Below are 25,818 nucleotides of genomic sequence, written 5' to 3'. Positions count from 1 at the left end.
TCCCCATGACAGTGCTTCAACCCGTGCACGATCCGCGACCGGCCGCAGATCGCCCTGCTCCAAAAGAGGTCCGAATGACCATCAGCGACCCACTGCATCGCCTGTTACTGGACAACCTGACCACCGCCACCATCCTGCTCAACGCCGACCTGCGCCTTGAGTACATGAACCCGGCGGCGGAAATGCTCCTGGCCATCAGCGGCCAGCGCAGCCATGGGCAGTTCATCAGCGAGCTGTTCACCGAGTCGGCCGAAGCCTTGAGCTCCCTGCGCCAGGCGGTGGAGCAGGCCCACCCCTTCACCAAGCGCGAGGCGATGCTCACCGCCCTGACCGGCCAGACCCTGACCGTGGACTATGCAGTGACGCCGATCCTCAGCAACGGCGACACCTTGCTGCTGCTGGAAGTCCATCCCCGGGATCGCTTGCTGCGCATCACCAAGGAAGAGGCCCAGCTGTCCAAACAGGAAACCAGCAAGATGCTGGTGCGCGGCCTGGCCCACGAAATCAAGAATCCCCTGGGGGGAATCCGTGGCGCGGCCCAGTTGCTGGCGCGCCAGCTGCCTGAAGAAGGCCTCAGGGACTACACCAACGTCATCATCGAAGAGGCCGATCGCCTGCGGAACCTGGTGGACCGCATGCTCGGCTCGAACAAGCTGCCGGTCCTGGCGCCGACCAATATCCACGAGGTGCTGGAGCGGGTCTGCAGCCTGGTGGAGGCCGAGAGCCAGGGCTGCATCACCCTGGTCCGGGACTACGACCCGAGCATTCCCGACGTGCTGGTCGACCGCGAGCAGATGATCCAGGCAGTCCTGAACATCGTGCGCAACGCCATGCAGGCCATCAGCACCCAGAACGAATTGCGCCTGGGCCGCATCACCTTGCGCAGCCGCACCATGCGCCAGTTCACCATCGGCCACGTACGCCACCGCCTGGTGACCAAGATCGAGATCATCGACAACGGCCCGGGGATTCCCACCGAACTGCAGGACACCCTCTTCTTCCCCATGGTCAGCGGTCGTCCGGATGGTACCGGGCTGGGCCTGGCCATCACCCAGAACATCATCAGCCAGCACCAGGGCTTGATCGAGTGCGACAGCCACCCAGGCCACACCACGTTCTCGATCTTTCTGCCACTGGAACAAGGAGCCCCATCGACATGAGCCGAAGTGAAACCGTGTGGATCGTCGATGACGACCGTTCAATCCGCTGGGTCCTGGAAAAAGCCTTGCAGCAGGAAGGGATGACCACCCAGAGCTTCGACAGCGCCGACGGGGTGATGAGCCGCCTGGCACGCCAGACCCCGGACGTGATCATCTCCGACATCCGCATGCCCGGGGCCAGCGGCCTCGACCTGCTGGCACGGATTCGCGAGCAGCACCCGCGCCTGCCGGTGATCATCATGACCGCCCACTCCGACCTGGACAGCGCCGTCGCCTCCTACCAGGGCGGCGCCTTCGAGTACCTGCCCAAGCCATTCGACGTCGACGAGGCGGTGTCCCTGGTCAAGCGTGCCAACCAGCACGCCCAGGAACAGCAAGGCCTGGAAGTGGCCCCGAGCCTGGCCCGCACCCCGGAGATCATCGGCGAGGCGCCGGCGATGCAGGAGGTATTCCGCGCCATCGGCCGGCTGAGCCACTCCAACATCACCGTGCTGATCAATGGCGAATCCGGCACCGGCAAGGAACTGGTGGCCCATGCCCTGCATCGCCACAGCCCCCGGGCGAGTTCGCCGTTCATCGCCTTGAACATGGCGGCCATCCCCAAGGACCTGATGGAGTCCGAGCTGTTCGGCCATGAAAAAGGCGCGTTCACCGGCGCGGCCAACCTGCGGCGCGGGCGCTTCGAGCAGGCCGACGGCGGCACCCTGTTCCTGGACGAGATCGGCGACATGCCGGCCGACACCCAGACCCGGCTGCTGCGGGTGCTGGCCGACGGCGAGTTCTACCGGGTCGGAGGCCATACCCCGGTCAAGGTCGACGTGCGGATCATCGCCGCCACCCACCAGAACCTGGAAACCCTGGTCCATGCCGGCAAGTTTCGCGAAGACCTGTTCCACCGCCTCAACGTGATCCGCATCCACATTCCCCGCCTGTCGGATCGTCGCGAGGACATCCCGACCCTGGCCAGGCACTTCCTTGGCCGCGCGGCCCAGGAGCTGGCGGTGGAGCCCAAGCTGCTCAAGCACGAGACCGAGGAATACCTGAAGAACCTGCCCTGGCCGGGCAACGTGCGCCAGCTGGAGAACACCTGCCGCTGGATCACCGTGATGGCTTCCGGGCGCGAGGTGCATATCGGCGACCTGCCACCGGAACTGCTGAGCCTGCCCCAGGACTCGGCGCCGGTGACCAACTGGGAGCAGGCATTGCGCCAGTGGGCCGACCAGGCCCTGGCCCGCGGCCAGTCCAACCTGCTGGACAGCGCGGTACCGAGCTTCGAGCGGATCATGATCGAGACCGCCCTCAAGCACACCGCGGGCCGGCGCCGCGACGCCGCAGTCCTGCTGGGCTGGGGGCGCAATACCCTGACCCGCAAGATCAAGGAACTGGGTATGAAGGTCGACGGTGGCGACGAGGAGGACAGCGACGAGGCTTGAGCTGCTGTTCTGTAACCCCTATCGCGGGCAAGCCTCGCCCCTACGGATCTTGTTTCGTAGGAGCGAGGCTTGCCCGCGATGCTTTTCGTGCACCGAAATGGTGAGCCTGCACCAGCAAAAGGCTCAGCCAGACGCAGGATCCGCTTGCGAACGGCCGCACCAGGCCGGGCAAGAAAAACTCAACAAAACGGCGAAAGCCCCGAGAAACGGGGCCCTCAGCTTGAGCCTGCAATTAACTGAACCGTTTAATCCCGAATTGGCACGCCCCCTGCAATAACAAGATCACGAGCGCCACCGCTCACCCGTTTCGGGGACCTTGGTACAGGCAGGCCAGGACTCCCCTCTTTAACACCCGGTCCGCCCGCGCCAAGCGAGCAGGCCAGAGTTTTGGGGACCCTGGTACAGGCAGGCCGGGAATCCCCTTCTTTACACCAGGGCTCGTCGCCGACAAAACGACCAGCCCTTCCCTTTTGGGGGCCTTGGTACAGGCAGGCCGGGGTTTCCCTCTTTTATTGCTCGCGTAGGCGGACTTCCAGGCGCCAACGCCCGTCCACCTCGCTTGCGCTCCATTCGCCCCGCAGCGGGCGAGCAGCCACCAGGTTCAGCAACAAGCCCTGGTCCGCCAGGCGTATCCGCCAGTTCGCGGTCCGCTGGTTGACCTGCAATTGACCCTGTTGTGCCTGGCCCGTGGCATCGAACAGCAGCGCCACCGCCCCCTCGATATGCTCGCCATGGACCTTGGGCTCACGGTCGAACCACACCACCAGGCCCTCGGCCACGCCTTCGACCTTGAGCAACTGCACCGGCTCGGTCTGGGTCAGGCGCCCGATCATCAAGCCAACCATCAACCCAACTATGGCCAGGGAGCCGAACACCCGCAGCATTAGCTTCGGCCGCGGGTCTTCTTCAGGCGTAGAATGCTGCCTGTCTTTCTCTTCGGAGCCGTGCATGTTTCACGTCATCCTCTTCCAACCAGAAATTCCGCCGAATACCGGCAACGTTATCAGGCTATGCGCCAACAGCGGCTGCCACCTGCACTTGATCGAGCCGCTGGGTTTCGAAATGGACGACAAGCGCCTGCGTCGCGCCGGCCTCGACTATCACGAATACGCCACCCTGCAACGCCACCCCGACCTCGCCAGCTGCCTGCAGAGCCTCGGCCACCCGCGCCTGTTCGCCTTCACCACCAAGGGCTCGCGGCCTTTCCACGACGCCAGCTTCCAGGAAGGCGACGCCTTCTTGTTCGGCCCGGAAAGCCGTGGCTTGCCGGCCGAAGTGCTGGACGCCCTGCCCGGCGAACAGCGCCTGCGCCTGCCCATGCGCGAAGGCTGCCGCAGCCTGAACCTGTCCAACACCGTGGCGGTGGCGGTCTATGAAGGCTGGCGCCAACTGGGCTTCAAATAAGCGCCTGCTCGTGCCGGAGCCAAGCATGCCCGCGATGAACGGTAACGCGGTGCTCAGGCATTTCGCGTCGCCCTTGTCGCGGACAAGCCTCGCTCCTACCTGGAGGTTTCGCCAAGCCATGAAAAAAGCGCCGTCAAAGGCGCTTTTTTCATGGCTTGGCGAAGCTCTTATTGAACGGTGTTCTCGCCAGCCTGTATGCGTTGCAGCTCTTGGGCATACAGCGCGTCGAAGTTCACCGGAGCCAGCATCAGGGCCGGGAACGAACCACGGGTCACCAGGCTGTCCAGCGCTTCGCGAGCGTACGGGAACAGGATGTTCGGGCAGAAGGCACCCAGGGTGTGGCTCATGGAAGCCTCGTCCAGGTTCTTGATCAGGAAGATACCGGCCTGTTGCACTTCAGCGATGAAGGCCACTTCGTCGCCGTTCTTCACGGTCACGGACAAGGTCAGCACCACTTCGTGGAAGTCGGTTTCCAGGGCTTTCTGGCGAGTGTTCAGGTCCAGGGAGACGCTGGGTTCCCACTGCTGACGGAAGATCGCCGGGCTTTTCGGCGCTTCGAAGGACAAGTCACGCACGTAGATGCGCTGCAGGGAGAATTGCGGTGCGCTTTCGTCTTCGGCAGCAGCAGTGTTCTGTTGGTCAGTCATCTCAGATCCTTCTTGATCTCGGGGTCTATAAGGGAAGTTTCAGGCTGCCAGCAGCGCGTCGAGCTTGCCGGCGCGCTCCAGGGCAAACAAATCATCACAACCACCTACGTGGGTGGCACCGATCCAGATCTGCGGCACGGACGTACGCCCGGCCTTCTGGGTCATTTCGGCGCGCACCTGCGGCTTGCCATCGACCTTGATCTCTTCGAAGGCTACGCCTTTGCTTGCGAGCAGATGCTTGGCCCGCGAGCAATAAGGGCAGTAATCACTGGAGTAGACGATGACCTGGGACATTACTTCACCAATGGCAGGTTATCGGCCTTCCAGCTGGCGACACCGCCGGACAGCTTGGCCGCGGTGAAGCCGGACTTCATCAGCTCGCGGGCGTGGGTGCCGGCGTGCTGGCCCTGGGCATCCACCAGGATGATGGTCTTGGCCTTGTGCTTCTCCAGCTCGCCGATGCGAGCGGTGAGCTTGTCCTGGGGAATGTTCAGCGCGCCGACGATATGGCCCGCGGCGTATTCCTTGGATGGACGGATATCGATCACCACGCCCTGCTCGCTATTGACCAGCGCAGTCAGCTCACCGGTGCTGAGGCTGCGACCACCGCGGCTCAGTTCGTGAGCGATCAGCAGGGCCAGGAGAATGACGAAGGCGCCGACGAGCAAGTAGTGTTCAGTAGCGAATTGAATCAGGTGAGCAACCATCTAAGGAGGTTCCAGGGCGTGAAAATGCCGGCCAGTATACACAGCCCTCAAGGCCGGCCAAACCCCGCCCGGCGGTGACGCCGATGGAACTTGCCTTTAAACTGCCACTCCCTTTTTCAACACCTCCTTTTCCAGCCACGAGTGGACGCCATGACTACCACGCCTAAACCTTTGGTCCTGATGATTCTGGATGGCTTCGGTCACAGCGAGAGCCACGAATCCAACGCCGTCTATGCCGCCAACAAGCCTGTCCTGGATCGCCTGTGCGCCAGCGTGCCCAACGGCCTGATCTCGGGTTCGGGCATGGATGTCGGCCTGCCGGACGGCCAGATGGGCAACTCCGAGGTCGGCCACATGAACCTCGGGGCCGGCCGCGTGGTGTACCAGGACTTCACCCGGGTGACCAAGGCCATCCGCGACGGCGAATTCTTCGAGAATCCGACCATCTGCGCCGCCGTGGACAAGGCCGTGGCTGCCGGCAAGGCGGTCCATATCCTCGGCCTGCTGTCGGACGGCGGCGTGCACAGCCACCAGGACCACCTGGTGGCCATGGCCGAGCTGGCCTTCAAGCGTGGCGCCGAGAAAATCTACCTGCACGCCTTCCTCGACGGTCGCGACACCCCGCCCAAGAGCGCCCAGTCGTCCATCGAACTGCTGGACGAAACCTTCAAGACCCTGGGCAAGGGCCGTATCGCCAGCCTGATCGGCCGCTACTTCGCCATGGACCGCGACAACCGCTGGGACCGCGTGGCCCAGGCCTACAACCTGATCGTCGAGGGCCAGGGCCAGTTCAGCGCCGCCAGCGCCCAGGAAGGCCTGCAAGCGGCCTACGCGCGCGATGAGAGCGACGAATTCGTCAAGGCCACCACCATCGGCGAGCCGGTCAAGGTCGAGGACGGCGATGCCGTGGTGTTCATGAACTTCCGCGCCGACCGGGCCCGCGAGCTGAGCCGGGTCTTCGTCGAGGACGACTTCCAGGAGTTCGAGCGTGCGCGCCAGCCGAAACTGGCCGGTTTCGTCATGCTCACCCAATACGCGGCGAGCATCCCGGCCCCGGCGGCCTTCGCCCCCAGCAGCCTGGAAAACGTGCTGGGCGACTACCTGGCCAAGAACGGCAAGACCCAGCTGCGCATCGCCGAGACCGAGAAGTACGCCCACGTGACCTTCTTCTTCTCCGGCGGCCGCGAAGAGCCGTTCCCGGGTGAAGAACGCATCCTGATCCCGTCGCCGAAGGTCGCCACCTACGACCTGCAGCCGGAAATGAGCGCCCCGGAAGTCACCGACAAGATCGTCGACGCCATCGAGCACCAGCGCTATGACGTGATCATCGTCAACTACGCCAACGGCGACATGGTCGGCCATAGCGGTGTGTTCGACGCCGCAGTGAAAGCCGTCGAGTGCCTGGACCTGTGCGTCGGGCGCATCGTCGACGCCCTGGAGAAGGTCGGTGGCGAAGCGCTGATCACCGCCGACCACGGCAATGTCGAGCAGATGTCCGACGAAACCACCGGCCAGGCCCACACCGCCCACACCACCGAGCCGGTGCCCTTCATCTATGTCGGCAAGCGGCCGCTGAAGGTCCGTGAAGGCGGCGTCCTGGCGGATGTGGCGCCAACCATGCTCAAGCTGCTGGGCCTGCCGCAACCTGCGGAAATGACCGGTAAATCGATCCTGGTCTGATAGCAAATGGCCCAATAATTGGCCGCAAACGGCCTTTTATGACGAACGCCTCAAAGCAGTTGGCTTTGAGGCGTTTTTTTTGCGGCGATGGGCGGGCATACTAGGCCGTCCCTTTCCCTGGTGTCGCCCGCCTCTATGCTTCGCGCCTTGATTGCCCTTGCCCTGACCTGCCTGCTCCAACCGGCTTTCGCCGATGAGCGCGCGCAAACCCAACAACAGTTGGACGCCACGCGTCAGGACATTGCCGAGCTGAAGAAACTGCTGGGCAAGCTGCAGGAAGAAAAGTCCGGAGTACAGAAGGAGCTGCGCGGTACCGAGACCGAGATGGGCAAGCTGGAGAAGCAGGTCGAGGCCCTGCAGAAAGAGCTGAAGAAAAGCGAATCCGAGCTGCAGCGACTCGATGAGGAGAAAAAAAAACTCCAGAGCGCGCGCACTGAACAGCAGCGACTGATCGCCATCCAGGCCCGCGCGGCCTACCAGAACGGGCGCCAGGAATACCTCAAGCTGCTGCTGAACCAGCAGAATCCGGAAAAATTCGCCCGTACCCTCACCTATTACGACTACCTGAGCCAGGCCCGCCTGGAGCAGTTGAAGAACTTCAACGAGACCCTGCGCCAGCTGGCCAACGTGGAAAAGGAAATTTCCCTGCAGCAGGCCCAGTTGCTGGTGCAGAAAAGCAGCCTCGACACCCAGCGCGAAGAACTGGCCAAGGTCCGCAAGGAGCGCCAGCTGGCCCTGGCCAAGCTCAACGACGACGTCAAGGCCCGGGACCAGAAGCTGCAGCAGCGCGAACAGGACCAGGCCGACCTGGGCAAGGTTCTCAAGACCATCGAGGAAACCCTGGCACGCCAGGCTCGCGAGGCGGAAGAGGCGCGCCAGAAAGCGCTGATCGCCCAGCAGGAAGCCGAAAAAAAGCGCTTGCGTGAAGCCCAGGCCGACACCAGCGATGCGCCGCGCAAGCCGATCCACTCCACCCCTGGGGCACTGGTTTCCAGCGGTGGGCCGTCCTATGGCGGAGCATTCGCTTCGGCACGGGGCAAACTTCCATGGCCAGTCGATGGTCGATTGCTGGCACGCTTTGGTGAAACTCGTGGCGACGATGCCCGCTCCAAGTGGGACGGGGTGATGATCAGCGCTGCCGCCGGCAGCCAGGTCCATGCCGTGCATGGGGGCCGGGTGGTATTCGCCGACTGGCTGCGCGGTGCCGGGCTGCTGGTGATCCTCGACCATGGCAACGGCTACCTGAGCCTCTACGGACACAACCAGACGCTGCTCAAGGAAGCTGGCGACGTGGTCAAGGCCGGAGAGTCCATCTCCACAGTGGGTAATAGTGGCGGACAGGACACTCCTGCGCTGTACTTTGCAATTCGTCAGCAGGGCCGCCCCAGCGACCCGGCACAGTGGTGCCACGCGCAAGGATAAGCGCTGCATCTAAATTAGGAGTTCGTTCGACATGCTGCATTTGTCCCGCCTTACCTCGCTGGCCCTGACGATCGCCCTGGTGATCGGCGCGCCCCTGGCGTTCGCCGCCGAAACCGCCCAGGCGACCAGCGCCGCGACCACCAAGGCGCCCTTGCCGCTGGAAGAACTGCGCACCTTCGCCGAGGTGATGGACCGCATCAAGGCCGCGTATGTCGAACCTGTCGATGACAAGACCCTGCTGGAAAACGCCATCAAGGGCATGCTCAGCAACCTCGACCCGCACTCGTCCTACCTGGGGCCGGAAGACTTCGCCGAACTGCAGGAAAGCACCAGCGGCGAATTCGGCGGCCTGGGCATCGAGGTCGGCGCCGAAGACGGCTTCATCAAGGTGGTGTCGCCGATCGACGATACCCCGGCCTCCAAGGCCGGAATCCAGGCCGGTGACCTGATCGTCAAGATCAACGGCCAGCCGACCCGCGGCCAGACCATGACCGAGGCCGTGGACAAGATGCGCGGCAAGATCGGCCAGAAGATCACCCTGACCCTGGTCCGCGACGGTGGCACGCCATTCGACGTGACCCTGGCCCGCGCCACCATCCAGGTCAAGAGCGTGAAGAGCCAGTTGCTGGAGTCCGGCTATGGCTACATCCGCATCACCCAGTTCCAGGTCAAGACCGGCGAGGAAGTCTCCAAGGCCCTGGCCAAGCTGCGCAAGGACAACGGCAAGAAGCTCAACGGCATCATCCTCGACCTGCGCAACAACCCGGGCGGCGTGCTGCAGGCGGCGGTGGAAGTGGTCGACCACTTCATCACCAAGGGCCTGATCGTCTACACCAAGGGCCGGATCGCCAATTCCGAGCTGCGCTTCTCCGCCACCGGCAAGGACGAGAGCGAAGCCGTGCCCATGGTGGTACTGATCAACGGCGGCAGCGCCTCGGCCTCGGAGATCGTCGCCGGCGCCCTGCAGGACCAGAAGCGCGCCGTGCTGATGGGCACCACCAGCTTCGGCAAGGGTTCGGTACAGACCGTGCTGCCGCTGAACAACGATCGCGCCCTGAAGATCACCACCGCGCTGTACTTCACCCCCAATGGCCGCTCGATCCAGGCCCAGGGCATCGTCCCGGACATCGAGGTGCGCCGCGCCAAGATCACCAGCGAGTCCCAGGACGGCGAGTACTTCAAGGAAGCCGACCTCCAGGGCCACCTGGGCAACGGCAACGGCGGCGCCGACAAGCCAAGCGGCTCGAGCGGCAAGGCCAAGCCGATGCCGCAGGACGACGATTACCAGCTGGCCCAGGCCCTGAGCCTGCTCAAGGGCTTGAGCATCACCCGCGGAAAATGATTGAACCCTCGCCGGCCGGCCGACTCCCAAGCAGGGAGCCGGCTAGCCGGCGAAGCGTCCGCCAGGGCGTCCCACTGCCAAGGCCATTGCTGATTCCCATGCTGCACTTTCCTTCGACGCACAGCCGCCAGCCGCTCTCCAGGCTGCTCGGCGGTCTGCTGCTGGCCCTGCTCTGCTGCCTCCCGGCCCAGGCCGCCGCCCCACAGGCGCCCAAGGCCTACCTGAGCCTGATCATCGACGACCTGGGCCAGAACCTGCCCCGCGATCGCCGCGTGCTGGGACTACCCGGCCCGGTGACCACGGCGATCATGCCCGATACGCCCCACGCTGCCGAATTCGCCCGGGAAGCCCACCGCGCGGGCAAGATCGTCATCCTGCACATGCCCATGGACCCGGCCACAGGGCCCTTCGCCTGGCACCCGGAGCTGCCGCAGGAAGAACTGCAGAAGCGCCTGGAAGCGGCGTTCCAGGCCGTGCCCTACACCAGTGGTATCAACAACCACATGGGCAGCCGCATGACGTCCCAGCGACCGGCCATGGCCTGGCTCATGGGCGAGCTGCAACGGCGCAACAAGTTCTTCGTCGACAGCCGCACCAGCGCCCAGACCGTGGCCGCCGCCGAGGCGCAGAAGATCGGCCTGGCCAGCGTTTCCCGGGATGTGTTCCTCGACGATGAACGTACCGAGCCGGCGATTGCCCAGCAGTTGCAGACGGCAATCAAGCTGGCACACAAGCAGGGCTCGGCGGTGATGATCGGCCACCCGTATCCGCAGACCCTGGCGGTGCTGGAGCGCGAACTGCCCAAGCTCAAGGCCCAGGGCATCGAGTGGATCGATATCAAGTCGATGATCAGCCTGCGCAGCAACCAGGCCATGAGCGGGCATGGCAAGAACGGCAAGTACAGATAGGGCAGCGCTAAGCGGCAAGCCTCAAGCTACAAGCCAAAGCGCCACCGATCTGCTGTTACCTGTAGCCTGCCGCTGATCTAGAGGTAACGGCCCATGATCTCTTCCACCAGGCCTTCCTTGCGCATCTCGTCCAGGGCCGCCTGGAGCTTGGCTACCACCTCGTCGGATACGTCCTTGTTCAAGGCCAGGTACAGCTCGGCGCTGTTGAAGCGCAGCACCGTCTTGAGGCCGGTGATGCCTTCCTGCTTGGCCAGGTAGCGCCCGGCGGGATCACCGGTGGCCCAGAGATCGATCTGCCCCGCCACCAGCTTCCTGGCGTTGTCCTGGTCACGCAGTACCACTTGCGGGGCCAGGCCCTGCTTGGCCAGGGTCTCGGCGATGGCATCGCCCTTGTAGGCGCCGATCTTGTACTTGCGCGCCTGCTCCAGGGATTCGAGGGTGATCTTGCTGCCGGCCTTGGCCAACATGATCCAGTCGTCCGGGCCGATGGGGCCGACCCACTTGAACAACGGCTCGCGGTCCGGCAGCCGGGCCATGACGAACACGCCATAACCCGGCTGTTCCAGGGCCATCTTGTAGATGCGTTCCCAGGGAAAGCGCAGGGTCAGGCTGTAGTTGATGCCGGCGCGCCTGCACATCTCACGGACGATATCCACGGCGATACCGTTGATATTCTCGCCCTGGGCGAAGTTCTTGCCGTTGATGGCCATGTTGTAGGGAGGGAAGTTTTCCGTCAGCAACACCAGGGAGGTGTCGGCGGGTTCGGCGGCGCGGGCGAGGCCACCGAGCAGAAAACCGGCGCTGGCGACAACCACAAGAAGACGTTTGAGCATGACGGGTTACCGGGAACCATGGCGAACTCAAGAGTGCCGCGAGCCCGCCATGCTGTCCAGTGGCTATCGCACCACGATCCCGCGCTGGGCCATGTAGGCCTTGGCCTCGGGAACGGTGTACTCGCCGAAGTGGAAGATGCTGGCCGCCAGCACGGCGCTGGCGTGGCCCTCGATGATGCCATCGGCCAAATGCTGCAGGTTGCCGACACCGCCGGAGGCGATCACCGGGATACCCAGGGCATCGCTGATGGCTCGGGTGACGCCCAGGTCGAAGCCGTTCTTCATGCCGTCCTGGTCCATGCTGGTCAGCAGGATCTCGCCGGCCCCCAGGCCTTCCATCTTCTTCGCCCACTCCACCGCGTCCAGCCCGGTGGGTTTGCGCCCGCCATGGGTGAAGATTTCCCAGCGCGGCTCTTCGCCCGGGCCGGAAACCTTCTTGGCATCGATGGCGACCACGATGCACTGGGAACCGAAGTGCTGTGCAGCCTCGCCCACGAACTCCGGGTTGAACACCGCGGCGGTGTTGATCGAGACCTTGTCCGCACCGGCATTGAGCAGGTTGCGGATGTCTTGCACGGTACGCACGCCACCGCCCACGGTCAGCGGGATGAACACCTGGCTGGCCATGCGCTCGACGGTATGCAAGGTGGTATCACGGCCATCGACGCTGGCGGTGATGTCCAGGAAAGTGATCTCGTCGGCACCCTGTTCATCGTAGCGCCGGGCGATCTCCACCGGATCGCCGGCATCGCGGATGTTCTCGAACTTGACGCCCTTCACTACCCGGCCGTTGTCCACGTCCAGGCAAGGGATGATGCGCTTGGCTAGCGCCATAGACTTAATCTCCGATTAAGAAGCTTCAAGCTTCAAGCTGCAAGTAAGAGCAGGCCGAGGCCGCGCTTTTAACTTGCAGCTTGCAGCTTACGGCTTGTAGCTGTCGCAGAACGCCTGAGCCTCTGCCACATCCAGCGTGCCCTCGTAGATCGCCCGGCCCGTGATGGCACCGATGATTCCTGGCGCCTTGGCGTCCAGCAGGGCCTGGATGTCGCCCAGGTTGTGGATGCCGCCGGAGGCGATCACCGGGATCGAGGTGGCTTCGGCCAGGGCCTTGGTGAAGGGCACGTTGCAGCCCTGCATCATGCCGTCCTTGGCGATGTCGGTGTAGACGATCGCCGAGACGCCATCGGCCTCGAAACGCTTGGCCAGGTCGATGACCTGTACCGAGCTGACTTCGGCCCAGCCGTCGGTGGCGACGAAACCGTCCTTGGCGTCCAGGCCGACGATGACCTTGCCCGGGAAGGCGCGGCAGGCCTCGGCGACGAACTCCGGCTCCTTCACCGCCTTGGTGCCGATGATCACGTAGCTGACGCCAGCCTTGACGTAGTGCTCGATGGTTTCCAGCGAACGGATGCCACCGCCGATCTGGATCGGCAGGTTCGGGTAGCGCTTGGCGATGGCGGTAACCACCTCACCGTTGACCGGCTGGCCCTCGAAGGCACCGTTGAGGTCAACCAGGTGCAGGCGGCGGCAGCCACCCTCGACCCATTTGGCAGCCATGCTCACCGGGTCGTCGGAGAATACGGTGGAGTCTTCCATGCGACCCTGGCGCAGGCGCACGCAGGCGCCGTCTTTGAGGTCGATTGCGGGAATGATCAGCATGCTTTTTCCTTCGTCAAAAGAGCTGCAAGCTGCAAGCTGTTAGCTGCAAGCAGGCACGCATTGGTATTTCTTGCAGCTTGCAGCCTGGAAGCTGGCCGCTGCCTTAATTCTTCTCGAGCGCCCACAGGTCGCTTTCGATGCTCTCGAACCGCTCCTTGAGGTGCAGCTGAACATCGGCAATCGCCCTGTTGTAGTAGTGGGGGGCAATTTCCTTGCTGAACAACTCGAGGACCTCGGCCACCTCGAACGACCCCAGCTGCAGGTCGAAGCGGTCTTCGAGCAAGCGCTTGAGCTTGTCGAGCGCCTCGCGCTCCTGCTCGGGGGGCAGCGTCAGTATCGGCGCCTTGGTCCGCGACCTGTTCATTTACCAGCGACCGTCCCAGGCCGCGAAGTTCTGCAGCAGCTGCAGGCCATGGGTATGGCTCTTCTCCGGGTGGAACTGCACGGCAAAGCGCGAGCCCTCGGCCAGCGCCGCGGCGAAGTCCACGCCGTAGTGGCCGCTGCCCACCACCTGTCGGGCATTGCCGGCGGTGATGTAGTAGCTGTGCACGAAGTAGAAGCGGGCCAGGTCCGGGATGCTGTGCCACAGCGGATGGTCCACCGCCTGCTTCACTTCGTTCCAGCCCATGTGCGGCACCTTGAGGTGCTCGCCCTCTTCCACCAGGCCCTTGCCGAAGAATTTCACCTGGCCGGGAAACAGCCCGATGCAGTCCACGCCGTCGTTCTCTTCGCTGCGCTCCAGCAGGGCTTGCATGCCCACGCAGATCCCCAGGAACGGACGGTCCTGGCTGACTTCACGCACCAGGGTGTCGAAGCCCAGGCGGCGGATCTCGGCCATGCAGTCGCGGATTGCGCCCACACCGGGAAACACCACCCGATCGGCTTCGCGGATCACGCTGGCGTCGCTGGTGATCAGCACCTTGCCGGCGCCCACGTGCTCCAGGGCCTTGGCCACGGAGTGCAGGTTGCCCATGCCGTAGTCGATGACGGCTACCGTCTGCATTACAGCACGCCCTTGGTGGAAGGCATCTGCCCGGCCATGCGCTCGTCCAGCTCCACCGCCATGCGCAGCGCACGGCCGAAGGCCTTGAACACGGTCTCGATCTGGTGGTGGGTGTTGTGGCCGCGCAGGGTGTCGATGTGCAGGGTCACGTTGGCGTGGTTGACGAAGCCCTGGAAGAATTCCTGGAACAGGTCGACATCGAAGCCGCCGACGGTGGCACGGGTGAAGGGCACGTGCATCTGCAGGCCGGGACGGCCGGAGAAATCGATCACCACGCGGGACAGGGCTTCATCCAGCGGCACATAGGCATGGCCATAGCGGCGGATGCCTTTCTTGTCGCCGATGGCCTTGCTGAACGCCTGGCCCAGGGTAATGCCGACGTCTTCCACGGTGTGGTGGTCGTCGATATGCAGGTCGCCCTTGCTTTCGATATCCAGGTCGATCAGCCCATGCCGGGCGATCTGGTCCAGCATGTGCTCGAGGAAAGGTACGCCGATATCGAATCGGGCCTTTCCGGTGCCATCCAGGTTGATCGAGGCTTTGATCTGGGTTTCCAGAGTGTCGCGCTCGACAGATGCCTTACGTTCGGCCATCACCAGCTCCGCAAAATCATTGGGCGAAAAAGGCGAGCAGTATAGGCCCGGGGAGGGCCAAACAGGAACACGTCGAACGACATCCTGACGGGCGCGAACCAATGGCTGCGGGGTTGTACCTGTCATGACAAGCAACCCCGGGCGCGAAAGCGAGCGACCTCGCTCCCGCGCCAGGCAGGATTCTAGTGGAACAGCACTGCGGTCTTCTGCAGGGTTATCCACACGCCCCATGCCAGGGGAATGCCCACCACCAGCCAGGCGGCGATCACCAGCGGCTTGCTGCCAGGCGAAGCCTTCCACTCCAGGACGACGCTGCTGTCGGCGCCCTTGTCATGGCCCAGGGCCTGCTCGGCCGCCAGTTGCTCGTCGGTCATGAAGTACTTGTCGGCCACCGGGCGCACCATCAGGTTGCACAGGAAGCCCAGCACCAGCAGGCCCGCGAGGATGTACAGGGTGATGTCATAGGCCGCGGCGCGCTCGACGCCGATGCTCAGCTGGTATTCGCGCAGGTAGTTCACCAGCACCGGGCCCAGCACGCCGGCGGCCGCCCAGGCCGTCAGCAAGCGGCCGTGGATCGCGCCCACCATCTGGGTGCCGAACAGGTCCGCCAGGTAGGCCGGGACCGTGGCGAAACCGCCGCCGTACATCGACAGGATGATGCAGAACGCCGCCACGAACAGGGCGATGTTGCCCAGGTGGCCGAGGTTCGGGATCAGCGCATACAGGGCAAACCCGAGGGCGAAGAACACGAAGTAGGTGTTCTTGCGGCCCAGGTAGTCGGAGAACGACGCCCAGAAGAACCGGCCACCGATGTTGAACAGGCTCAGCAGGCCGGTGAAGCCGGCGGCGATGGCGGCGATCTGCGCCAGTTGCCCGGCGTCCAGCTGGCTGAAGCTCAGGCCGTTGCCCAGCAGTTTGCCGGCGAACACTTCCTGCAGCAGTGGCGAGGCCATGCCGAGGATGCCGATACCGGCCGACACGTTAAGGCACAGCACCAGCCACACCAGGCGGAACTGCGGGGTCTTCCAGGCCACGTTCACATGCACGTGGCGGTGGGTGATCATCGCGTTACCGGCTTTTTTCGCCGGCGCGTTCCAGCCCTCGGGCTTCCAACCGGTGGGCGGTACGCGATACGCCAGGGCGCCGCCGATCATGAACACGAAGTAGATCGCGGCCATCACCAGGAAGCTCTGCCAGACGCCGACGCTGGTGGGGGTAGCGAAGTGGCTCATCAACGCGGCCGCCAGGGGCGCACCGACCATCGCACCGCCGCCGAAGCCCATGATCGCCATGCCGGTGGCCATGCCGCGCTTGTCCGGGAACCACTTGATCAGGGTCGACACCGGGGAGATGTAGCCCAGGCCCAGGCCGATCCCGCCGATCACCCCGGAGCCGATCCACATCAGCCAGATCTGGTGGGTATAGACCCCCAGGGCGGAAATCAGCAGGCCGCCGCACCAGCACAGGGCGGAGACCACCCCAGCCTTGCGCGGACCGGCGTGCTCCAGCCAGCCGCCCCAGATCGCCGCCGAGCAGCCCAGGAAGATGAAGAACAGGGTGTAGATCCAGCCGAGCATGGAGATCGGCCAGTCACACTGGGACGAGAAGACCTGGGCGATGAAGCCCATGCCCGGCTCGCAAGCCACCGGCGCGCTGATACCCAGCGCCTTGGACAGCGGCAGCCAGAACACCGAGAAGCCATAGGCCATGCCGATGCACAGGTGGATGGCCAGGGCGGCCGGTGGTACCAGCCAGCGGTTGAAACCGGGCTTGGCGATGATGCGTTCTTTGGACAAGAACGCCGGCTGGGCGGGCACGCTGGCCGCCACGTTGCTAGAGCTCATGGATGTTCCCCCAATTATTAGAATTGTTCATCGGCCACTCCCCTGCGACGACCTTGGCACGAGGGCACGGTCGTTCTGATTGAGTAAAGCTTCCTTTGGGCAGGCGCGACATTAAGTCGCAGAAGGACGGACGAACCGCCAGAGGTTACCATTTGCAAAACATTAAGAAAGCAAACTGCTATCTCCTTTTTTACCGCGACTGCTCTGGTGGTCGCCGCCCACCCTCGCTCCAGGAACCCCAATGCCCATCGTTGTCCAAGCGCTGCACGACGCCAGCCCCCAGGACCAGCAGGACCTGCGCAAGATCTACCAGGACGCCCCGGACTGGCTGTTCGCCCCCCATGCCGATGCCCCGCAACTGATCGCCCATGCCTTGGGGGAGGCCAGCCTGCTGGTGGCGCGCTTCAACGACCGCCTGCTGGGAGCCGGATATCTGCAACGGCACTCGGAAGGCTGGTCCCTGTCCCACCTTTGTGTGCGCAAGATCACCCGGCGCCGCGGCGTGGCCGAACGCCTGGTGAGCCAGGCCCGGGAAATGGCCCGGACCGAGGGGGCGAACCTCTGCCTGCTGGCACCGGCCGGGCATCTCGAGGTCCAGGCCCTGGCGGCCAAGCTGCGACTGGAGCTCAAGTACCCGTAGACGGTTTGGGTCAACAGTCGCCAGGTCCGGGGCGTTATACTGCCCCGCTAAATTTTGAATTCGACATACAAGGACTCGCCCATGAAAGCGCTCGGCAAAATCCTGGGTCTGGTAATTCTCGGGCTGTTACTGATCATCGTGGCTCTGGGCTTCGCCCTGACCCACCTGTTCGACCCCAACGACTACAAAGACGAAATCCGCCAGATCGCCCGGGACAAGGCCCACATCGAGCTGACCCTCAATGGCGACATCGGCTGGAGCCTGTTCCCCTGGCTCGGCCTGGAACTGCACGACGCCGGGGTGGCTACCCTGGCCAACCCCACCCAGCCTTTCGCCGACCTGCAGATGCTGGGCCTGTCGGTTCGCGTGCTGCCATTGCTGCGCCGCGAAGTACAGATGAGCGACGTCCGGGTCGAGGGCCTGAACCTGCGCCTGAACCGCGACAAGGACGGTCACGGCAACTGGCAGGACATCGGCAAGGCTGCGCCGGCCGACCGCCAGGCCGAGACGCCTGCCACCAGCACCGGCGAAACCGGCGAGGCTGCGGCCAGCGCGGAAAAACCCGCGCAGCCGATCCGCCTGGATATCGACAGCCTGACGGTGAACAACGCCCGGGTCGAATACAACGACGAACAGACCGGCAAGCAGTTCACCGCCGAGAGCATCCAGCTCAGCACCGGGCCGATCCACGAAGCCACCAACACTCCGGTCAAGCTCACCGCCTTCCTGGCCAGCAGCCAACCGGCAGTGCGCGTGCGCACCGAGCTCAACGGCGAACTGCGCTTCGACCGCGCCCTGCAGCGCTACCAGTTCGAGGACATGCGCTTGTCCGGCGAGGCGGCCGGCGACCCGTTGCAAGGCAAGACCCTGACCTTCTCCGCCCAGGGCCAGCTGCTGCTGGACAAGGCCGCCAACGTCGGCCAGTGGACCGGGCTGAAGCTCTCCCTCAACCAGCTGCGGGCCCTGGGCGAACTCAAGGTCAATGACCTGGACAAGACGCCACAGATCAGCGGCGGGATCTCCATCGCCCAGTTCGACCTGGCGAAGTTCGTCGACAGCATCGGCCAGACCCTGCCGGCCATGGCCGAGGGCAGCCTGAGCAAGGTCGAGCTGGCCAGTCGCCTGCAAGGCACTCCCACCAGCCTGGCCCTGGAAGATCTCAATCTGAAGCTCGACGACAGCAGCTTCAGCGGCCGCCTGGCCATCGAGGACTTCGCCAAGCAAGCCCTGCGCGCCCAGCTCAAGGCCGACACCTTCAATGTCGACCGCTACCTGCCGCCCAAATCCGCAACAGCCAACAGCGCCGCCGCGGCCCGCAAGGCCGAAGTACAGGGTAGCGAGGCGGCTGCCGCGGGCGGCACCACGCCGCTGCCCGACGCACCGACCAAGGGCGCCTGGAGCACCGACCGCCTGTTGCCGGTGGAGCGCCTGGCCCAGCTCGATGTCGACGCCGACCTGAACTTCGGCCAACTGACCCTGGACAAGCTGCCGATCCAGAATGCCGCGCTCAAGGCCTCCGGCCAGGGCGGCCTGCTGAAACTCGCCGACCTGCGCGGCGAGCTGTTCAACGGCAGCTTCGAGGCCAACGGCACCCTGGACGTACGCCAGAACACCCCGAAACTGAACCTGCAGACCCGGATCAACCGGGTGCCGGTGGAACGCATCCTGGAAAACCAGGGCCAGAACCCTCCGGTCAAGGGCCTGGTCACCCTGAGCAGCAACCTCACTGGCAATGGCAACAGCCAGAAGGCGCTGATCGACAGCCTCAACGGCACCGCCAGCTTCGCCATCAACAACGGTGTACTGCTCAACGCCAGCATCGAGCAACAGCTGTGCCAGGGTATCGCCGTGCTCAACCGCAAGAACCTGACCAGTACCCCGCGCGGCAAGGACACCCCGTTCCAGGAGCTCAAGGGCAACCTGACCTTGCGTAATGGCGTGGCCAGCAACCCGGACCTGAAGGTGCGCATCCCCGGCATGACCGTCAACGGCAACGGCGACATCGACCTGCGCGTGCTGGGCCTGGATTATCGCGTGGGCATCATCGTCGAAGGCGACCTGAGCGATAACCCGGATCCGGCCTGCCAGGTGGGCGAGCGCTTCCGTGGCATCGAGCTGCCGCTGCGTTGCCGTGGCCCGCTGGAGCTGGGCGCCAAGGCCTGCCGCCTGGACAAGGACGGCCTGGGCCAAGTCGCAGCCAAGCTGGCCGGCGACCGACTCAAGGAAAAGATCGACGAGAAGCTCGGCGACAAGGTCAGCCCGGAACTGAAGAACGCGATCAAGGGGCTGTTCAAGCGATGAGAGCCGAGGCTTTTTCCAGCGCGGTGCTGGATTGGTATGACCGTCACGGGCGCCACGACCTGCCCTGGCAACAGGACATCAACCCGTATCGGGTCTGGGTCTCGGAGATCATGCTGCAGCAGACCCAGGTCAGTACCGTGCTCAACTACTTCGACCGCTTCATGGCCTCCCTGCCCACGGTGCAGGCCCTGGCCGAGGCACCGGAAGACGAAGTGCTGCACCTGTGGACCGGCCTGGGCTACTACACCCGCGCACGCAACCTGCAGAAGACCGCGAAGATCGTGATGGCCGAGCATGGCGGCGAGTTTCCCCGCGACGTGGAAAAACTCACCGAGCTGCCGGGTATCGGGCTCTCGACCGCCGGGGCCATCGCCAGCATCAGCATGGGCCTGCGGGCGCCGATCCTGGATGGCAACGTCAAGCGGGTCCTGGCGCGCTTCACCGCCCAGGAGGGCTACCCGGGGGAATCCAAGGTGGCCAAGCAGCTATGGGCGGCCGCCGAACGCTTCACGCCCCACTCGCGGGTCAACCACTACACCCAGGCGATGATGGACCTGGGGGCGACCCTGTGCACCCGTAGCAAGCCCAGCTGCCTGCTATGCCCCCTGGAGCGGCACTGCGAGGCGCACATGCTCGGCCTTGAGACCCGCTACCCGGTGCCCAAGCCACGCAAGGAGGTGCCACAGAAGCGCACCCTGATGCCCATGCTGGCCAACCGCGAAGGCGCCATCCTGCTTTACCGACGCCCCTCCAGCGGGCTCTGGGGCGGGCTCTGGAGCCTGCCGGAGCTCGATGGACTGGACGACATCCAGCACCTGGCCATGCAGCACTCCCTGGAGCTGGGTCAACAACAGCAGATGCCTGCTCTGGTACACACCTTCAGCCACTTCCAGCTGGCCATAGAGCCCTGGCTGATCCGGGTCGAAGAGTCGGCCCTGCACGTCGCCGAGGCCGACTGGCTCTGGTATAACCTCGCCACCCCGCCGCGCCTGGGCCTTGCCGCCCCGGTGAAGACACTGCTCAAACGCGCGGCTGAAGTATTGAATGCAGGAGAGTCGTCATGACCCGCACCGTAATGTGCCGCAAGTACCAAGAAGAACTGCCAGGCCTGGACCGTCCGCCGTACCCGGGCGCCAAGGGCCAGGATATCTACGAGCACGTCTCGGCCAAGGCCTGGGGCGACTGGCAGAAGCACCAGACCCTGCTGATCAACGAAAAGCGCCTGAACATGATGAACGCCGAGGATCGCAAGTTCATCCAGGCGGAAATGGACAAGTACTTCTCTGGCGAGGAATACGCCAAGGCCGAAGGTTACGTGCCGCCAGCGGAGTGAAACCGCTGCAAATCCGGGGGGCAGATCGTAAGCGGCGGTAATAATTAAACTTTTTTTCAAAACTTGCTTGACGCCCCCCTGAAAAACCCGTTTAATGCGCCCCGTTGCCCAGATAGCTCAGTCGGTAGAGCAGGGGATTGAAAATCCCCGTGTCGGCGGTTCGATTCCGTCTCTGGGCACCACCTTCAGTTTTCAGGTGGTGCCAAGCACACCTGAAGACACACAGAAAGCCCGCCTAGTGCGGGCTTTTTGCTTTCTACGGTTTACCAACCCTTCCCCGCCGATTCGGCCCGGAGCCCCGCCCGCAGCACGGTAGCGATGCCGTGATCAGCCAGCGCATCGCTCCATAGCCAGCCTCAGTGGATAACGCGCTACAACCTGCGCCTATTCACGATCGGTGAATACCATCCGCGCACCTGCCAGCTCCTCCGACTGCGGGGCTTCGAATACGCTTTCAGCGAAATCGAACATCTGCGGGGTGACCTCCATGGCGTACGTTTGCCCCCGCTGCTCATTGCGGCGCGCTACCCGATTGCGCCGAGCTTCCGCTTCCGCGGTGACGTAGTGGAGTACGGTCGGGCTGCCGTGCCGGGCGGCAAAGGCGTACGCCGTGTCGCGTCGCTGGCGACGAAGAAAGCCCAGGTCGAGGATGACGGAGCCGCCACAGCGCAACACTTCGGCAGCCATCGAGTAGATGACTGCCTCGCAACGATCCACCCGCTCGGCGAACCATGCCGGGTTCATTGTCTGGACAGTGGTGCCCGATGCGATGTCAGGCGCAAACAACTTGGCCATCCAGGCATCCATGGAGAAAACCACGGCGCTACCGCCGCTCGAGAGTTCATGGGCATAAGTGGACTTGCCCGCTCCCACGGGCCCGCAAACCAGGTGGACAGCGCTGTGTTCCATGATCGATTCCTTATTGAAAGTTCAGCGGCACGATTTAGATCAGCGCCAGGGCGCGGTTGATGAAATGCACCAGCGAGTCGTTCAGGCCGGTGTATGCACTCAAGCCAGGTTCTTGTGCGTAGGCATGGCGCACCTTGCGCTCAAGCTCCGGGTCGTCACCGTAATGGGAGGCACGAAACAACCCCTGCCACTGCCGAGCCAGCTCCTGCATACCAGGGGATGCGGCTTCGAGGCCGTTGCGCTGATGCTCGCGGGCCTTCGCGATCAAGGGCTGCCACTGCCAAAGATGCTCGAGTTGGCGCTGCGTCAGGTCTTGCTGCTCGGCGGGGGTCAGGTAGTTGACCATTAGCGCTGCTCGAGCATGGACGAATGCCACCATGACCCAATCCAGCATGGCGTCATGAATCCCGTTGAGCTGCTGCGCTCGCCGGGAGTTTCGCTGGAGCGCCGTCAGCTTGAAGGCCAGCTCGGCATCCTCGGCGACGGTCAAATGCACCAGACGCATCCAGCGCCAGGCCAATGCTTGTGCGTGCGGACTGTGCCCTGGCGTCTGCGCCGCGATGGCTGACTGGACGTCGGCCACCAGCAGTTCCCAGTCCCGCTCGACATCATCCAGCCGCTCTTCGACGGCCAGCAAGGCCGCGATATCGCTTGCGGACAAGACTTCCTCTTGCAGGGCCAGCATCTCCAGCATGTCGATCCAGTCAATGCCGAGAAGCACGGTGCCCTTGCCTATCTTCTGGTTCAGCCTCAGCAGGCGCACACGCAGCTTCTCGATATGGCGTTGCTGCGCAGCCAGGGATTCAAGTTGCCGGGAAATGAGCTCTGTGGGAGACAGGCTGTCCGCTCGCAGCATCTGCTTGATCTGCTCCAGCGAATGCCCGCCCTGCTTGAGCACCTGGATACGCCCCAAACGAGCGGCGTCGGCCTCTGAATACAGCCGATTGCCGCCATTGGAGCGTGTGGAGGGAGAAAGCAGTCCCAGCCCATCGTAATGATGCAAGGTGCGCACTGTAACGCCAGCCCTGAGAGCCAGTTCACCGATCTTCAACATTCCTCATCTGCCTCCCTACGCCGAGCAATGGTTGAAGACAGGATAAATCCTCACGCTACGTCAGGTTCAAGCCCCCAGGGCTGCGCTCAAAAGTTATCCCAATGGACGTTGAGATCGCGCCGGGCGCTAGCGGCGACATCGATAGTGCTACGCCGCTCCAGGCCCTTGCGGGTAGTCACGACCTGGAACTTGCCGGGGGGCAGTTGCACATAGACGATCGGCCCCACCCCGGCCAGGCTCAACAGGGAATGCCCCTGGGCATTCTCGATCGCCACGTCCACATCCGAGGTGTACTGGTTCTGCGGGCCGACGGAAAACGTCAGGTGCAGGTTGTAGCCCGTTACCTGCTGGATGGCCCGCGACTCATCCAGGCCGATCCCGCCGCTGAGGTAGGCGATTCCGTTTTGCTGCTGCGGCACTAACTGGACGCCGGCCGGATCGATCGGCTCATTGCTGGCGACGGCGCCCAGTACGCTGGGTGATGCCAGCGCAAGCAGCAGCACGGCGAGCGCCGACATGACACTGATGGAAGAGCATTTCATGATGACCACTCCCGGGTTCGTTTCGAACCCCTGCAATGGGGCGCCACCATCAAGCCTCCAGCCCCAGGATCGGTAGCGCCCGGGCCTCCCCTATTGCATCGCGAATGGCCAAGCCACGGCAGCCCTGCACAACTGGCCCGCCTCAAGCTCCCAAGCTTCAGTGTACGCCTCGATACCGGCGGTTTTAGACCGATTCGGCACCAGGGCTTGAGCGAAGGCGCCTAAGGCGCCTCAGTCCGCGCCGGCCTCCATCAGCCCCTCGAGCGCGGCGTCGGCCTCGGCCCGCTGCGCCGGGGTCGGCCCGGTGGCGAACCGGCTACGCCCCTGGTCCAGGGCCAGGTAGGCATTGTCGCCATCGCCCCAGATGTAGGAGTAGATGAACAGGAAGCTGTCGGAGTCGGGCTGGCAGAAGGCGGCGACACCGCGCAAGGGCGCCAGCAACTGGATCATCTCGCCGTAGTTGTCGGTGAACTCCAGCAAGGCGAGCTGCCAGCGACCAGCCTTGGGGTCATAACGTGAATACGCACCGGGGCCCATCCAGATCTCCACCGTTTCCTGCAGGCTGCGCGCCCCGGAATCGCGCAACGACTCGGCGTCCACCAGGCCCGGGCCGTACATCTGCTTGCTGTTGAACCATTGCTGCCAGTCGCCATAGGCCAGTGCCGGGCGCGGCGTCGCCGCCATGGCCTTGGCATAGTCTTCCGGCGTCATGTTGCAGCGCAGATAGACCGAAGACGGCTCGTTCGCCCGCACCTGTCCGCCAGCGGCCATGAGCACCGCCAGCACCAGCCCCTTCCATGAGCACCACCGCATCATCGTCATTCCCTATCCTTGCAAAAAAAGAGCGCCAGCATACCTTTGCGCCGCCAATGACAGGCCACGGCGTTATCACCAAGGGTCTCTCGCAGAGTAAAGTGACCATCGCCTCGCAAAGGAACGGCCCGCAGTGAACCAGAAACGAACCCGCATCCCCCTGCCCCACCCCAAGCCCGTCGACAACCGTAGCGGCGCCTGGCTGCTGCTGGTGGTCGGGACCGTGCTGCTGTTGCTCAGCGGGCTACTGGCCTGGACCCTGGCCGGCGCGCTGGTCGACGGGCAGATCGTCACCGGCAACCGCGCCGGCCCCAGGCACCTCTACAGCCTGGCGCTGCAGCCCACCCAGTTCTATGGCGAGCTGTTGTGGCAGGGCCTCACTACCCTGCTCCTGGGCGCACTGGCCGCTGCCGCCCTGTGGATCGGACGGTCATTGATGGTCGCCGATAGACCCCGCCGCTGAGCCAGGGCCCCACTTCAGCCATTCAGGAACACGTTCCCATGTCCCTGTTATCCCCTCCCGAACAGCCAGCCACCCGCCACGCCACCGTCGAACCGGCCAGTGGCCCCAGCGAAAGCTTCAAGGAGCCCGCGGCCGACGGCGTCATGCTCGGCGGCTTTGCCTGGCGCCATGCCCAGCCGGATCCACAACGCCCGGTGGTGATCATCAGCGCCGCCACCTCGGTGCGCTGCCGCTACTACTTTCGCTTCGCCGACTACCTGTTCGCCCACGGCTTGGATGTCATGACCTACGACTACCGTGGCATCGGCGAATCGCGGCCGGCATCCCTCAAGGGCTTCAAGGCCTCCTGGTCGGATTGGGGCGCCCTGGATTTCGAAGCGATGCTGCAACGCGCCCAGCGCGAATTCCCCGGCCAGCCGATCGACGTCGTCGGCCACAGCTTCGGCGGTTGCGCGGCAGGCCTGGGCAACTCGGCGGGGTTGATCCGGCGCATGGCGACCATGGGCGCGCAATTCGCCTACTGGCGTGACTACGCCCCGGCAGAACGCTGGCGGATGCTGGGCAAATGGCACCTGGCGATGCCCCTGCTGACCCGCCTCTATGGTTATTTCCCCGGCAAGCGCCTGGGATGGATGGAAGACACCCCGGCTGGGGTGGTCCGCGACTGGAGCACCCCGCACCCGCGCTACGAAGGGCGCCCCAGTGGCCGCAAGATCGCCACCGAGCGCAATGGCCAGCCTTTCGCCCATGTCACGGCACCGATCCTGGCCATCAGCCTCAGCGACGATCCGTTCGGCACCGTGGCCGCCATCGAACGCCTGCTGGGCTATTTCCACAACAGCCCGCGCACCCATTTGCGCATCCGTCCGCAGGACATCGGCGAGACCGCCGTCGGCCACTTCGCGTTCTTCCACAGCCGTTTCGAGACCCGGCTGTGGCCGATCATCCTCGGCTGGCTGCGCCACGGCGAACTGGATAGCCGCAGCCCGGGGCGCCTGATCCCCAGGAACTGAGCCGCGACCGACACCACCTCCCGGCCGAAGGCAGGTGCCCCACCATCGATTTACTGGCATCCTTGCCCGCCTCACCGGCCGCCCCTGCACGGCGGCCCATGCGATACATCTTCAG

28 protein-coding genes and 1 tRNA gene are annotated in these 25,818 nt (G+C 64.2%); 14 read left to right on the top strand and 15 right to left on the bottom strand.

What is annotated here, in order from left to right; translation table 11 throughout:
* Window positions 1-74 precede the first annotated feature (74 nt).
* Both glnL and ntrC read left to right on the top strand, forming a co-directional pair.
* On the top strand, window positions 75-1,160 hold the full coding sequence (glnL, locus tag GDH07_RS23155) for a nitrogen regulation protein NR(II) (RefSeq protein ID WP_152899033.1): 1,086 nt from the start codon (window positions 75-77) through the stop codon (window positions 1,158-1,160).
* A complete protein-coding gene (gene ntrC / locus GDH07_RS23150) occupies window positions 1,157-2,593 on the top strand; it encodes a nitrogen regulation protein NR(I) (RefSeq protein ID WP_022639254.1) in 1,437 nt (478 codons plus the stop codon). The genes glnL and ntrC overlap by 4 nt, the downstream gene beginning before the upstream one ends.
* A 509-nt stretch (window positions 2,594-3,102) precedes the next feature.
* Here ntrC and GDH07_RS23145 read toward each other — a convergent pair.
* A complete protein-coding gene (locus tag GDH07_RS23145) occupies window positions 3,103-3,543 on the bottom strand; it encodes a hypothetical protein (RefSeq protein ID WP_053132554.1) in 441 nt (146 codons plus the stop codon).
* Between GDH07_RS23145 and GDH07_RS23140 the strand changes: the two genes are divergently transcribed.
* Window positions 3,542-3,997 carry a tRNA (cytidine(34)-2'-O)-methyltransferase gene (locus GDH07_RS23140; RefSeq protein ID WP_022639252.1) on the top strand — a complete coding sequence of 152 codons (456 nt, stop codon included), beginning with the start codon at window positions 3,542-3,544 and terminating at the stop codon, window positions 3,995-3,997. The two genes, GDH07_RS23145 and GDH07_RS23140, sit on opposite strands and share 2 nt — an antisense overlap.
* Before the next feature lie 167 nt (window positions 3,998-4,164).
* On the opposite strand, the gene secB is transcribed toward GDH07_RS23140, so the two are convergent.
* The 3 genes from secB to GDH07_RS23125 are packed head-to-tail and all read right to left on the bottom strand — an operon-like array spanning window position 4,165 to window position 5,351.
* Window positions 4,165-4,644, bottom strand: coding sequence for a protein-export chaperone SecB (gene secB / locus GDH07_RS23135; RefSeq protein ID WP_022639251.1), 480 nt, complete (start codon window positions 4,642-4,644; stop codon window positions 4,165-4,167).
* A 39-nt stretch (window positions 4,645-4,683) separates the two neighbouring features.
* Complete coding sequence (gene grxC / locus GDH07_RS23130) at window positions 4,684-4,938, bottom strand: glutaredoxin 3 (RefSeq protein WP_022639250.1); 255 nt, start codon at window positions 4,936-4,938, stop codon at window positions 4,684-4,686.
* Window positions 4,938-5,351 (bottom strand): rhodanese-like domain-containing protein, encoded by a 414-nt coding sequence (locus tag GDH07_RS23125; RefSeq protein ID WP_022639249.1) that lies wholly within the window; start codon window positions 5,349-5,351, stop codon window positions 4,938-4,940. Before GDH07_RS23125 ends, grxC begins: the two co-directional genes overlap by 1 nt.
* A gap of 150 nt (window positions 5,352-5,501) precedes the next feature.
* Here GDH07_RS23125 and gpmI point away from each other — a divergent pair, with 150 nt between their 5' ends.
* The 4 genes from gpmI to GDH07_RS23105 all read left to right on the top strand — a co-directional run bounded on the left by gpmI (window position 5,502) and on the right by GDH07_RS23105 (window position 10,703).
* Window positions 5,502-7,031: a 2,3-bisphosphoglycerate-independent phosphoglycerate mutase gene (gene gpmI / locus GDH07_RS23120; protein ID WP_031319998.1), complete on the top strand. Its 1,530-nt coding sequence runs from the start codon at window positions 5,502-5,504 to the stop codon at window positions 7,029-7,031.
* A 135-nt stretch (window positions 7,032-7,166) separates the two neighbouring features.
* Complete coding sequence (locus GDH07_RS23115) at window positions 7,167-8,453, top strand: murein hydrolase activator EnvC family protein (protein ID WP_152899032.1); 1,287 nt, start codon at window positions 7,167-7,169, stop codon at window positions 8,451-8,453.
* A gap of 31 nt (window positions 8,454-8,484) precedes the next feature.
* Window positions 8,485-9,795 carry a S41 family peptidase gene (locus GDH07_RS23110; protein WP_022639247.1) on the top strand — a complete coding sequence of 437 codons (1,311 nt, stop codon included), beginning with the start codon at window positions 8,485-8,487 and terminating at the stop codon, window positions 9,793-9,795.
* Window positions 9,796-9,893: 98 nt separating this feature from the next.
* Window positions 9,894-10,703 carry a divergent polysaccharide deacetylase family protein gene (locus GDH07_RS23105; RefSeq protein WP_085595714.1) on the top strand — a complete coding sequence of 270 codons (810 nt, stop codon included), beginning with the start codon at window positions 9,894-9,896 and terminating at the stop codon, window positions 10,701-10,703.
* Window positions 10,704-10,780: 77 nt separating this feature from the next.
* Here the strand turns inward: GDH07_RS23105 and GDH07_RS23100 are convergent, their stop codons facing one another.
* The 7 genes from GDH07_RS23100 to GDH07_RS23070 all read right to left on the bottom strand — a co-directional run bounded on the left by GDH07_RS23100 (window position 10,781) and on the right by GDH07_RS23070 (window position 16,635).
* Window positions 10,781-11,536, bottom strand: a complete 756-nt coding sequence (locus GDH07_RS23100; protein ID WP_152899031.1) for a substrate-binding periplasmic protein — start codon at window positions 11,534-11,536, stop codon at window positions 10,781-10,783.
* A 63-nt stretch (window positions 11,537-11,599) separates the two neighbouring features.
* Window positions 11,600-12,370: an imidazole glycerol phosphate synthase subunit HisF gene (gene hisF / locus GDH07_RS23095; protein WP_022639244.1), complete on the bottom strand. Its 771-nt coding sequence runs from the start codon at window positions 12,368-12,370 to the stop codon at window positions 11,600-11,602.
* Between the two features lie 87 nt (window positions 12,371-12,457).
* Window positions 12,458-13,195, bottom strand: a complete 738-nt coding sequence (hisA, locus tag GDH07_RS23090) for a 1-(5-phosphoribosyl)-5-[(5-phosphoribosylamino)methylideneamino]imidazole-4-carboxamide isomerase (protein WP_085595719.1) — start codon at window positions 13,193-13,195, stop codon at window positions 12,458-12,460.
* Window positions 13,196-13,298: 103 nt separating this feature from the next.
* Complete coding sequence (locus GDH07_RS23085; protein WP_022639242.1) at window positions 13,299-13,559, bottom strand: DUF2164 domain-containing protein; 261 nt, start codon at window positions 13,557-13,559, stop codon at window positions 13,299-13,301.
* Window positions 13,560-14,198, bottom strand: a complete 639-nt coding sequence (hisH, locus tag GDH07_RS23080; RefSeq protein ID WP_022639241.1) for an imidazole glycerol phosphate synthase subunit HisH — start codon at window positions 14,196-14,198, stop codon at window positions 13,560-13,562.
* Window positions 14,198-14,791 (bottom strand): imidazoleglycerol-phosphate dehydratase HisB, encoded by a 594-nt coding sequence (gene hisB / locus GDH07_RS23075; protein WP_010453482.1) that lies wholly within the window; start codon window positions 14,789-14,791, stop codon window positions 14,198-14,200. The genes hisH and hisB overlap by 1 nt, the downstream gene beginning before the upstream one ends.
* 182 nt (window positions 14,792-14,973) lie before the next feature.
* Window positions 14,974-16,635, bottom strand: coding sequence for an OFA family MFS transporter (locus GDH07_RS23070; RefSeq protein ID WP_031319992.1), 1,662 nt, complete (start codon window positions 16,633-16,635; stop codon window positions 14,974-14,976).
* 241 nt (window positions 16,636-16,876) lie between these two features.
* Here GDH07_RS23070 and GDH07_RS23065 point away from each other — a divergent pair, with 241 nt between their 5' ends.
* From GDH07_RS23065 to GDH07_RS23045, 5 genes are all read left to right on the top strand, one after another.
* Window positions 16,877-17,275 carry an acetyl-CoA sensor PanZ family protein gene (locus GDH07_RS23065; protein ID WP_152899030.1) on the top strand — a complete coding sequence of 133 codons (399 nt, stop codon included), beginning with the start codon at window positions 16,877-16,879 and terminating at the stop codon, window positions 17,273-17,275.
* An 81-nt stretch (window positions 17,276-17,356) separates the two neighbouring features.
* Entirely contained in the window at window positions 17,357-19,576 is a 2,220-nt protein-coding gene (locus GDH07_RS23060; RefSeq protein WP_152899029.1) for an AsmA family protein, read from the top strand.
* A complete protein-coding gene (gene mutY, locus GDH07_RS23055) occupies window positions 19,573-20,640 on the top strand; it encodes an A/G-specific adenine glycosylase (RefSeq protein WP_152899028.1) in 1,068 nt (355 codons plus the stop codon). The genes GDH07_RS23060 and mutY overlap by 4 nt, the downstream gene beginning before the upstream one ends.
* Complete coding sequence (locus GDH07_RS23050) at window positions 20,637-20,909, top strand: oxidative damage protection protein (protein WP_022639236.1); 273 nt, start codon at window positions 20,637-20,639, stop codon at window positions 20,907-20,909. Before mutY ends, GDH07_RS23050 begins: the two co-directional genes overlap by 4 nt.
* A gap of 106 nt (window positions 20,910-21,015) precedes the next feature.
* A tRNA-Phe gene (locus GDH07_RS23045) sits at window positions 21,016-21,091 on the top strand.
* A 202-nt stretch (window positions 21,092-21,293) separates the two neighbouring features.
* Here GDH07_RS23045 and GDH07_RS23040 read toward each other — a convergent pair.
* From GDH07_RS23040 to GDH07_RS23025, 4 genes are all read right to left on the bottom strand, one after another.
* Window positions 21,294-21,818 carry a P-loop nucleotide/nucleoside kinase family protein gene (locus GDH07_RS23040; RefSeq protein WP_152899027.1) on the bottom strand — a complete coding sequence of 175 codons (525 nt, stop codon included), beginning with the start codon at window positions 21,816-21,818 and terminating at the stop codon, window positions 21,294-21,296.
* A 34-nt stretch (window positions 21,819-21,852) separates the two neighbouring features.
* Window positions 21,853-22,872 carry a MerR family transcriptional regulator gene (locus tag GDH07_RS23035; protein WP_152899026.1) on the bottom strand — a complete coding sequence of 340 codons (1,020 nt, stop codon included), beginning with the start codon at window positions 22,870-22,872 and terminating at the stop codon, window positions 21,853-21,855.
* 86 nt (window positions 22,873-22,958) lie between these two features.
* Entirely contained in the window at window positions 22,959-23,414 is a 456-nt protein-coding gene (locus GDH07_RS23030; protein WP_152899025.1) for a carboxypeptidase regulatory-like domain-containing protein, read from the bottom strand.
* A 231-nt stretch (window positions 23,415-23,645) separates the two neighbouring features.
* Window positions 23,646-24,236 (bottom strand): hypothetical protein, encoded by a 591-nt coding sequence (locus GDH07_RS23025; RefSeq protein WP_152899024.1) that lies wholly within the window; start codon window positions 24,234-24,236, stop codon window positions 23,646-23,648.
* 124 nt (window positions 24,237-24,360) lie between these two features.
* On the opposite strand from GDH07_RS23025, the gene GDH07_RS23020 reads away from it, so the two are divergent.
* Both GDH07_RS23020 and GDH07_RS23015 read left to right on the top strand, forming a co-directional pair.
* The gene (locus tag GDH07_RS23020) at window positions 24,361-24,690 is read left to right on the top strand and encodes a hypothetical protein (RefSeq protein WP_022639231.1); all 330 of its coding nucleotides are present in this window, start codon (window positions 24,361-24,363) and stop codon (window positions 24,688-24,690) included.
* Between the two features lie 38 nt (window positions 24,691-24,728).
* The gene (locus tag GDH07_RS23015) at window positions 24,729-25,703 is read left to right on the top strand and encodes an alpha/beta hydrolase family protein (RefSeq protein WP_152899023.1); all 975 of its coding nucleotides are present in this window, start codon (window positions 24,729-24,731) and stop codon (window positions 25,701-25,703) included.
* Window positions 25,704-25,818: the final 115 nt, after the last annotated feature.

This window comes from Pseudomonas piscis (assembly GCF_009380155.1).
Taxonomy (GTDB): Bacteria; Pseudomonadota; Gammaproteobacteria; order Pseudomonadales; family Pseudomonadaceae; genus Aquipseudomonas; species Aquipseudomonas piscis.
Note: the sequence above shows the minus strand (reverse complement) of the source record. Positions and strands in the feature narration are given on the sequence as shown.

What these genes read in the sequence shown, in the direction of transcription:
- glnL (WP_152899033.1), top strand. Translation starts at nt 75, where the DNA reads ATGACCATCAGCGACCCACTGCATCGCCTGTTACTGGACAACCTGACC.
- ntrC (WP_022639254.1), top strand. Translation starts at nt 1,157, where the DNA reads ATGAGCCGAAGTGAAACCGTGTGGATCGTCGATGACGACCGTTCAATC.
- GDH07_RS23140 (WP_022639252.1), top strand. Translation starts at nt 3,542, where the DNA reads ATGTTTCACGTCATCCTCTTCCAACCAGAAATTCCGCCGAATACCGGC.
- GDH07_RS23145 (WP_053132554.1), bottom strand. Translation starts at nt 3,543, where the DNA reads ATGCACGGCTCCGAAGAGAAAGACAGGCAGCATTCTACGCCTGAAGAA.
- secB (WP_022639251.1), bottom strand. Translation starts at nt 4,644, where the DNA reads ATGACTGACCAACAGAACACTGCTGCTGCCGAAGACGAAAGCGCACCG.
- grxC (WP_022639250.1), bottom strand. Translation starts at nt 4,938, where the DNA reads ATGTCCCAGGTCATCGTCTACTCCAGTGATTACTGCCCTTATTGCTCG.
- GDH07_RS23125 (WP_022639249.1), bottom strand. Translation starts at nt 5,351, where the DNA reads ATGGTTGCTCACCTGATTCAATTCGCTACTGAACACTACTTGCTCGTC.
- gpmI (WP_031319998.1), top strand. Translation starts at nt 5,502, where the DNA reads ATGACTACCACGCCTAAACCTTTGGTCCTGATGATTCTGGATGGCTTC.
- GDH07_RS23115 (WP_152899032.1), top strand. Translation starts at nt 7,167, where the DNA reads ATGCTTCGCGCCTTGATTGCCCTTGCCCTGACCTGCCTGCTCCAACCG.
- GDH07_RS23110 (WP_022639247.1), top strand. Translation starts at nt 8,485, where the DNA reads ATGCTGCATTTGTCCCGCCTTACCTCGCTGGCCCTGACGATCGCCCTG.
- GDH07_RS23105 (WP_085595714.1), top strand. Translation starts at nt 9,894, where the DNA reads ATGCTGCACTTTCCTTCGACGCACAGCCGCCAGCCGCTCTCCAGGCTG.
- GDH07_RS23100 (WP_152899031.1), bottom strand. Translation starts at nt 11,536, where the DNA reads ATGCTCAAACGTCTTCTTGTGGTTGTCGCCAGCGCCGGTTTTCTGCTC.
- hisF (WP_022639244.1), bottom strand. Translation starts at nt 12,370, where the DNA reads ATGGCGCTAGCCAAGCGCATCATCCCTTGCCTGGACGTGGACAACGGC.
- hisA (WP_085595719.1), bottom strand. Translation starts at nt 13,195, where the DNA reads ATGCTGATCATTCCCGCAATCGACCTCAAAGACGGCGCCTGCGTGCGC.
- GDH07_RS23085 (WP_022639242.1), bottom strand. Translation starts at nt 13,559, where the DNA reads ATGAACAGGTCGCGGACCAAGGCGCCGATACTGACGCTGCCCCCCGAG.
- hisH (WP_022639241.1), bottom strand. Translation starts at nt 14,198, where the DNA reads ATGCAGACGGTAGCCGTCATCGACTACGGCATGGGCAACCTGCACTCC.
- hisB (WP_010453482.1), bottom strand. Translation starts at nt 14,791, where the DNA reads ATGGCCGAACGTAAGGCATCTGTCGAGCGCGACACTCTGGAAACCCAG.
- GDH07_RS23070 (WP_031319992.1), bottom strand. Translation starts at nt 16,635, where the DNA reads ATGAGCTCTAGCAACGTGGCGGCCAGCGTGCCCGCCCAGCCGGCGTTC.
- GDH07_RS23065 (WP_152899030.1), top strand. Translation starts at nt 16,877, where the DNA reads ATGCCCATCGTTGTCCAAGCGCTGCACGACGCCAGCCCCCAGGACCAG.
- GDH07_RS23060 (WP_152899029.1), top strand. Translation starts at nt 17,357, where the DNA reads ATGAAAGCGCTCGGCAAAATCCTGGGTCTGGTAATTCTCGGGCTGTTA.
- mutY (WP_152899028.1), top strand. Translation starts at nt 19,573, where the DNA reads ATGAGAGCCGAGGCTTTTTCCAGCGCGGTGCTGGATTGGTATGACCGT.
- GDH07_RS23050 (WP_022639236.1), top strand. Translation starts at nt 20,637, where the DNA reads ATGACCCGCACCGTAATGTGCCGCAAGTACCAAGAAGAACTGCCAGGC.
- GDH07_RS23040 (WP_152899027.1), bottom strand. Translation starts at nt 21,818, where the DNA reads ATGGAACACAGCGCTGTCCACCTGGTTTGCGGGCCCGTGGGAGCGGGC.
- GDH07_RS23035 (WP_152899026.1), bottom strand. Translation starts at nt 22,872, where the DNA reads ATGTTGAAGATCGGTGAACTGGCTCTCAGGGCTGGCGTTACAGTGCGC.
- GDH07_RS23030 (WP_152899025.1), bottom strand. Translation starts at nt 23,414, where the DNA reads ATGAAATGCTCTTCCATCAGTGTCATGTCGGCGCTCGCCGTGCTGCTG.
- GDH07_RS23025 (WP_152899024.1), bottom strand. Translation starts at nt 24,236, where the DNA reads ATGACGATGATGCGGTGGTGCTCATGGAAGGGGCTGGTGCTGGCGGTG.
- GDH07_RS23015 (WP_152899023.1), top strand. Translation starts at nt 24,729, where the DNA reads ATGTCCCTGTTATCCCCTCCCGAACAGCCAGCCACCCGCCACGCCACC.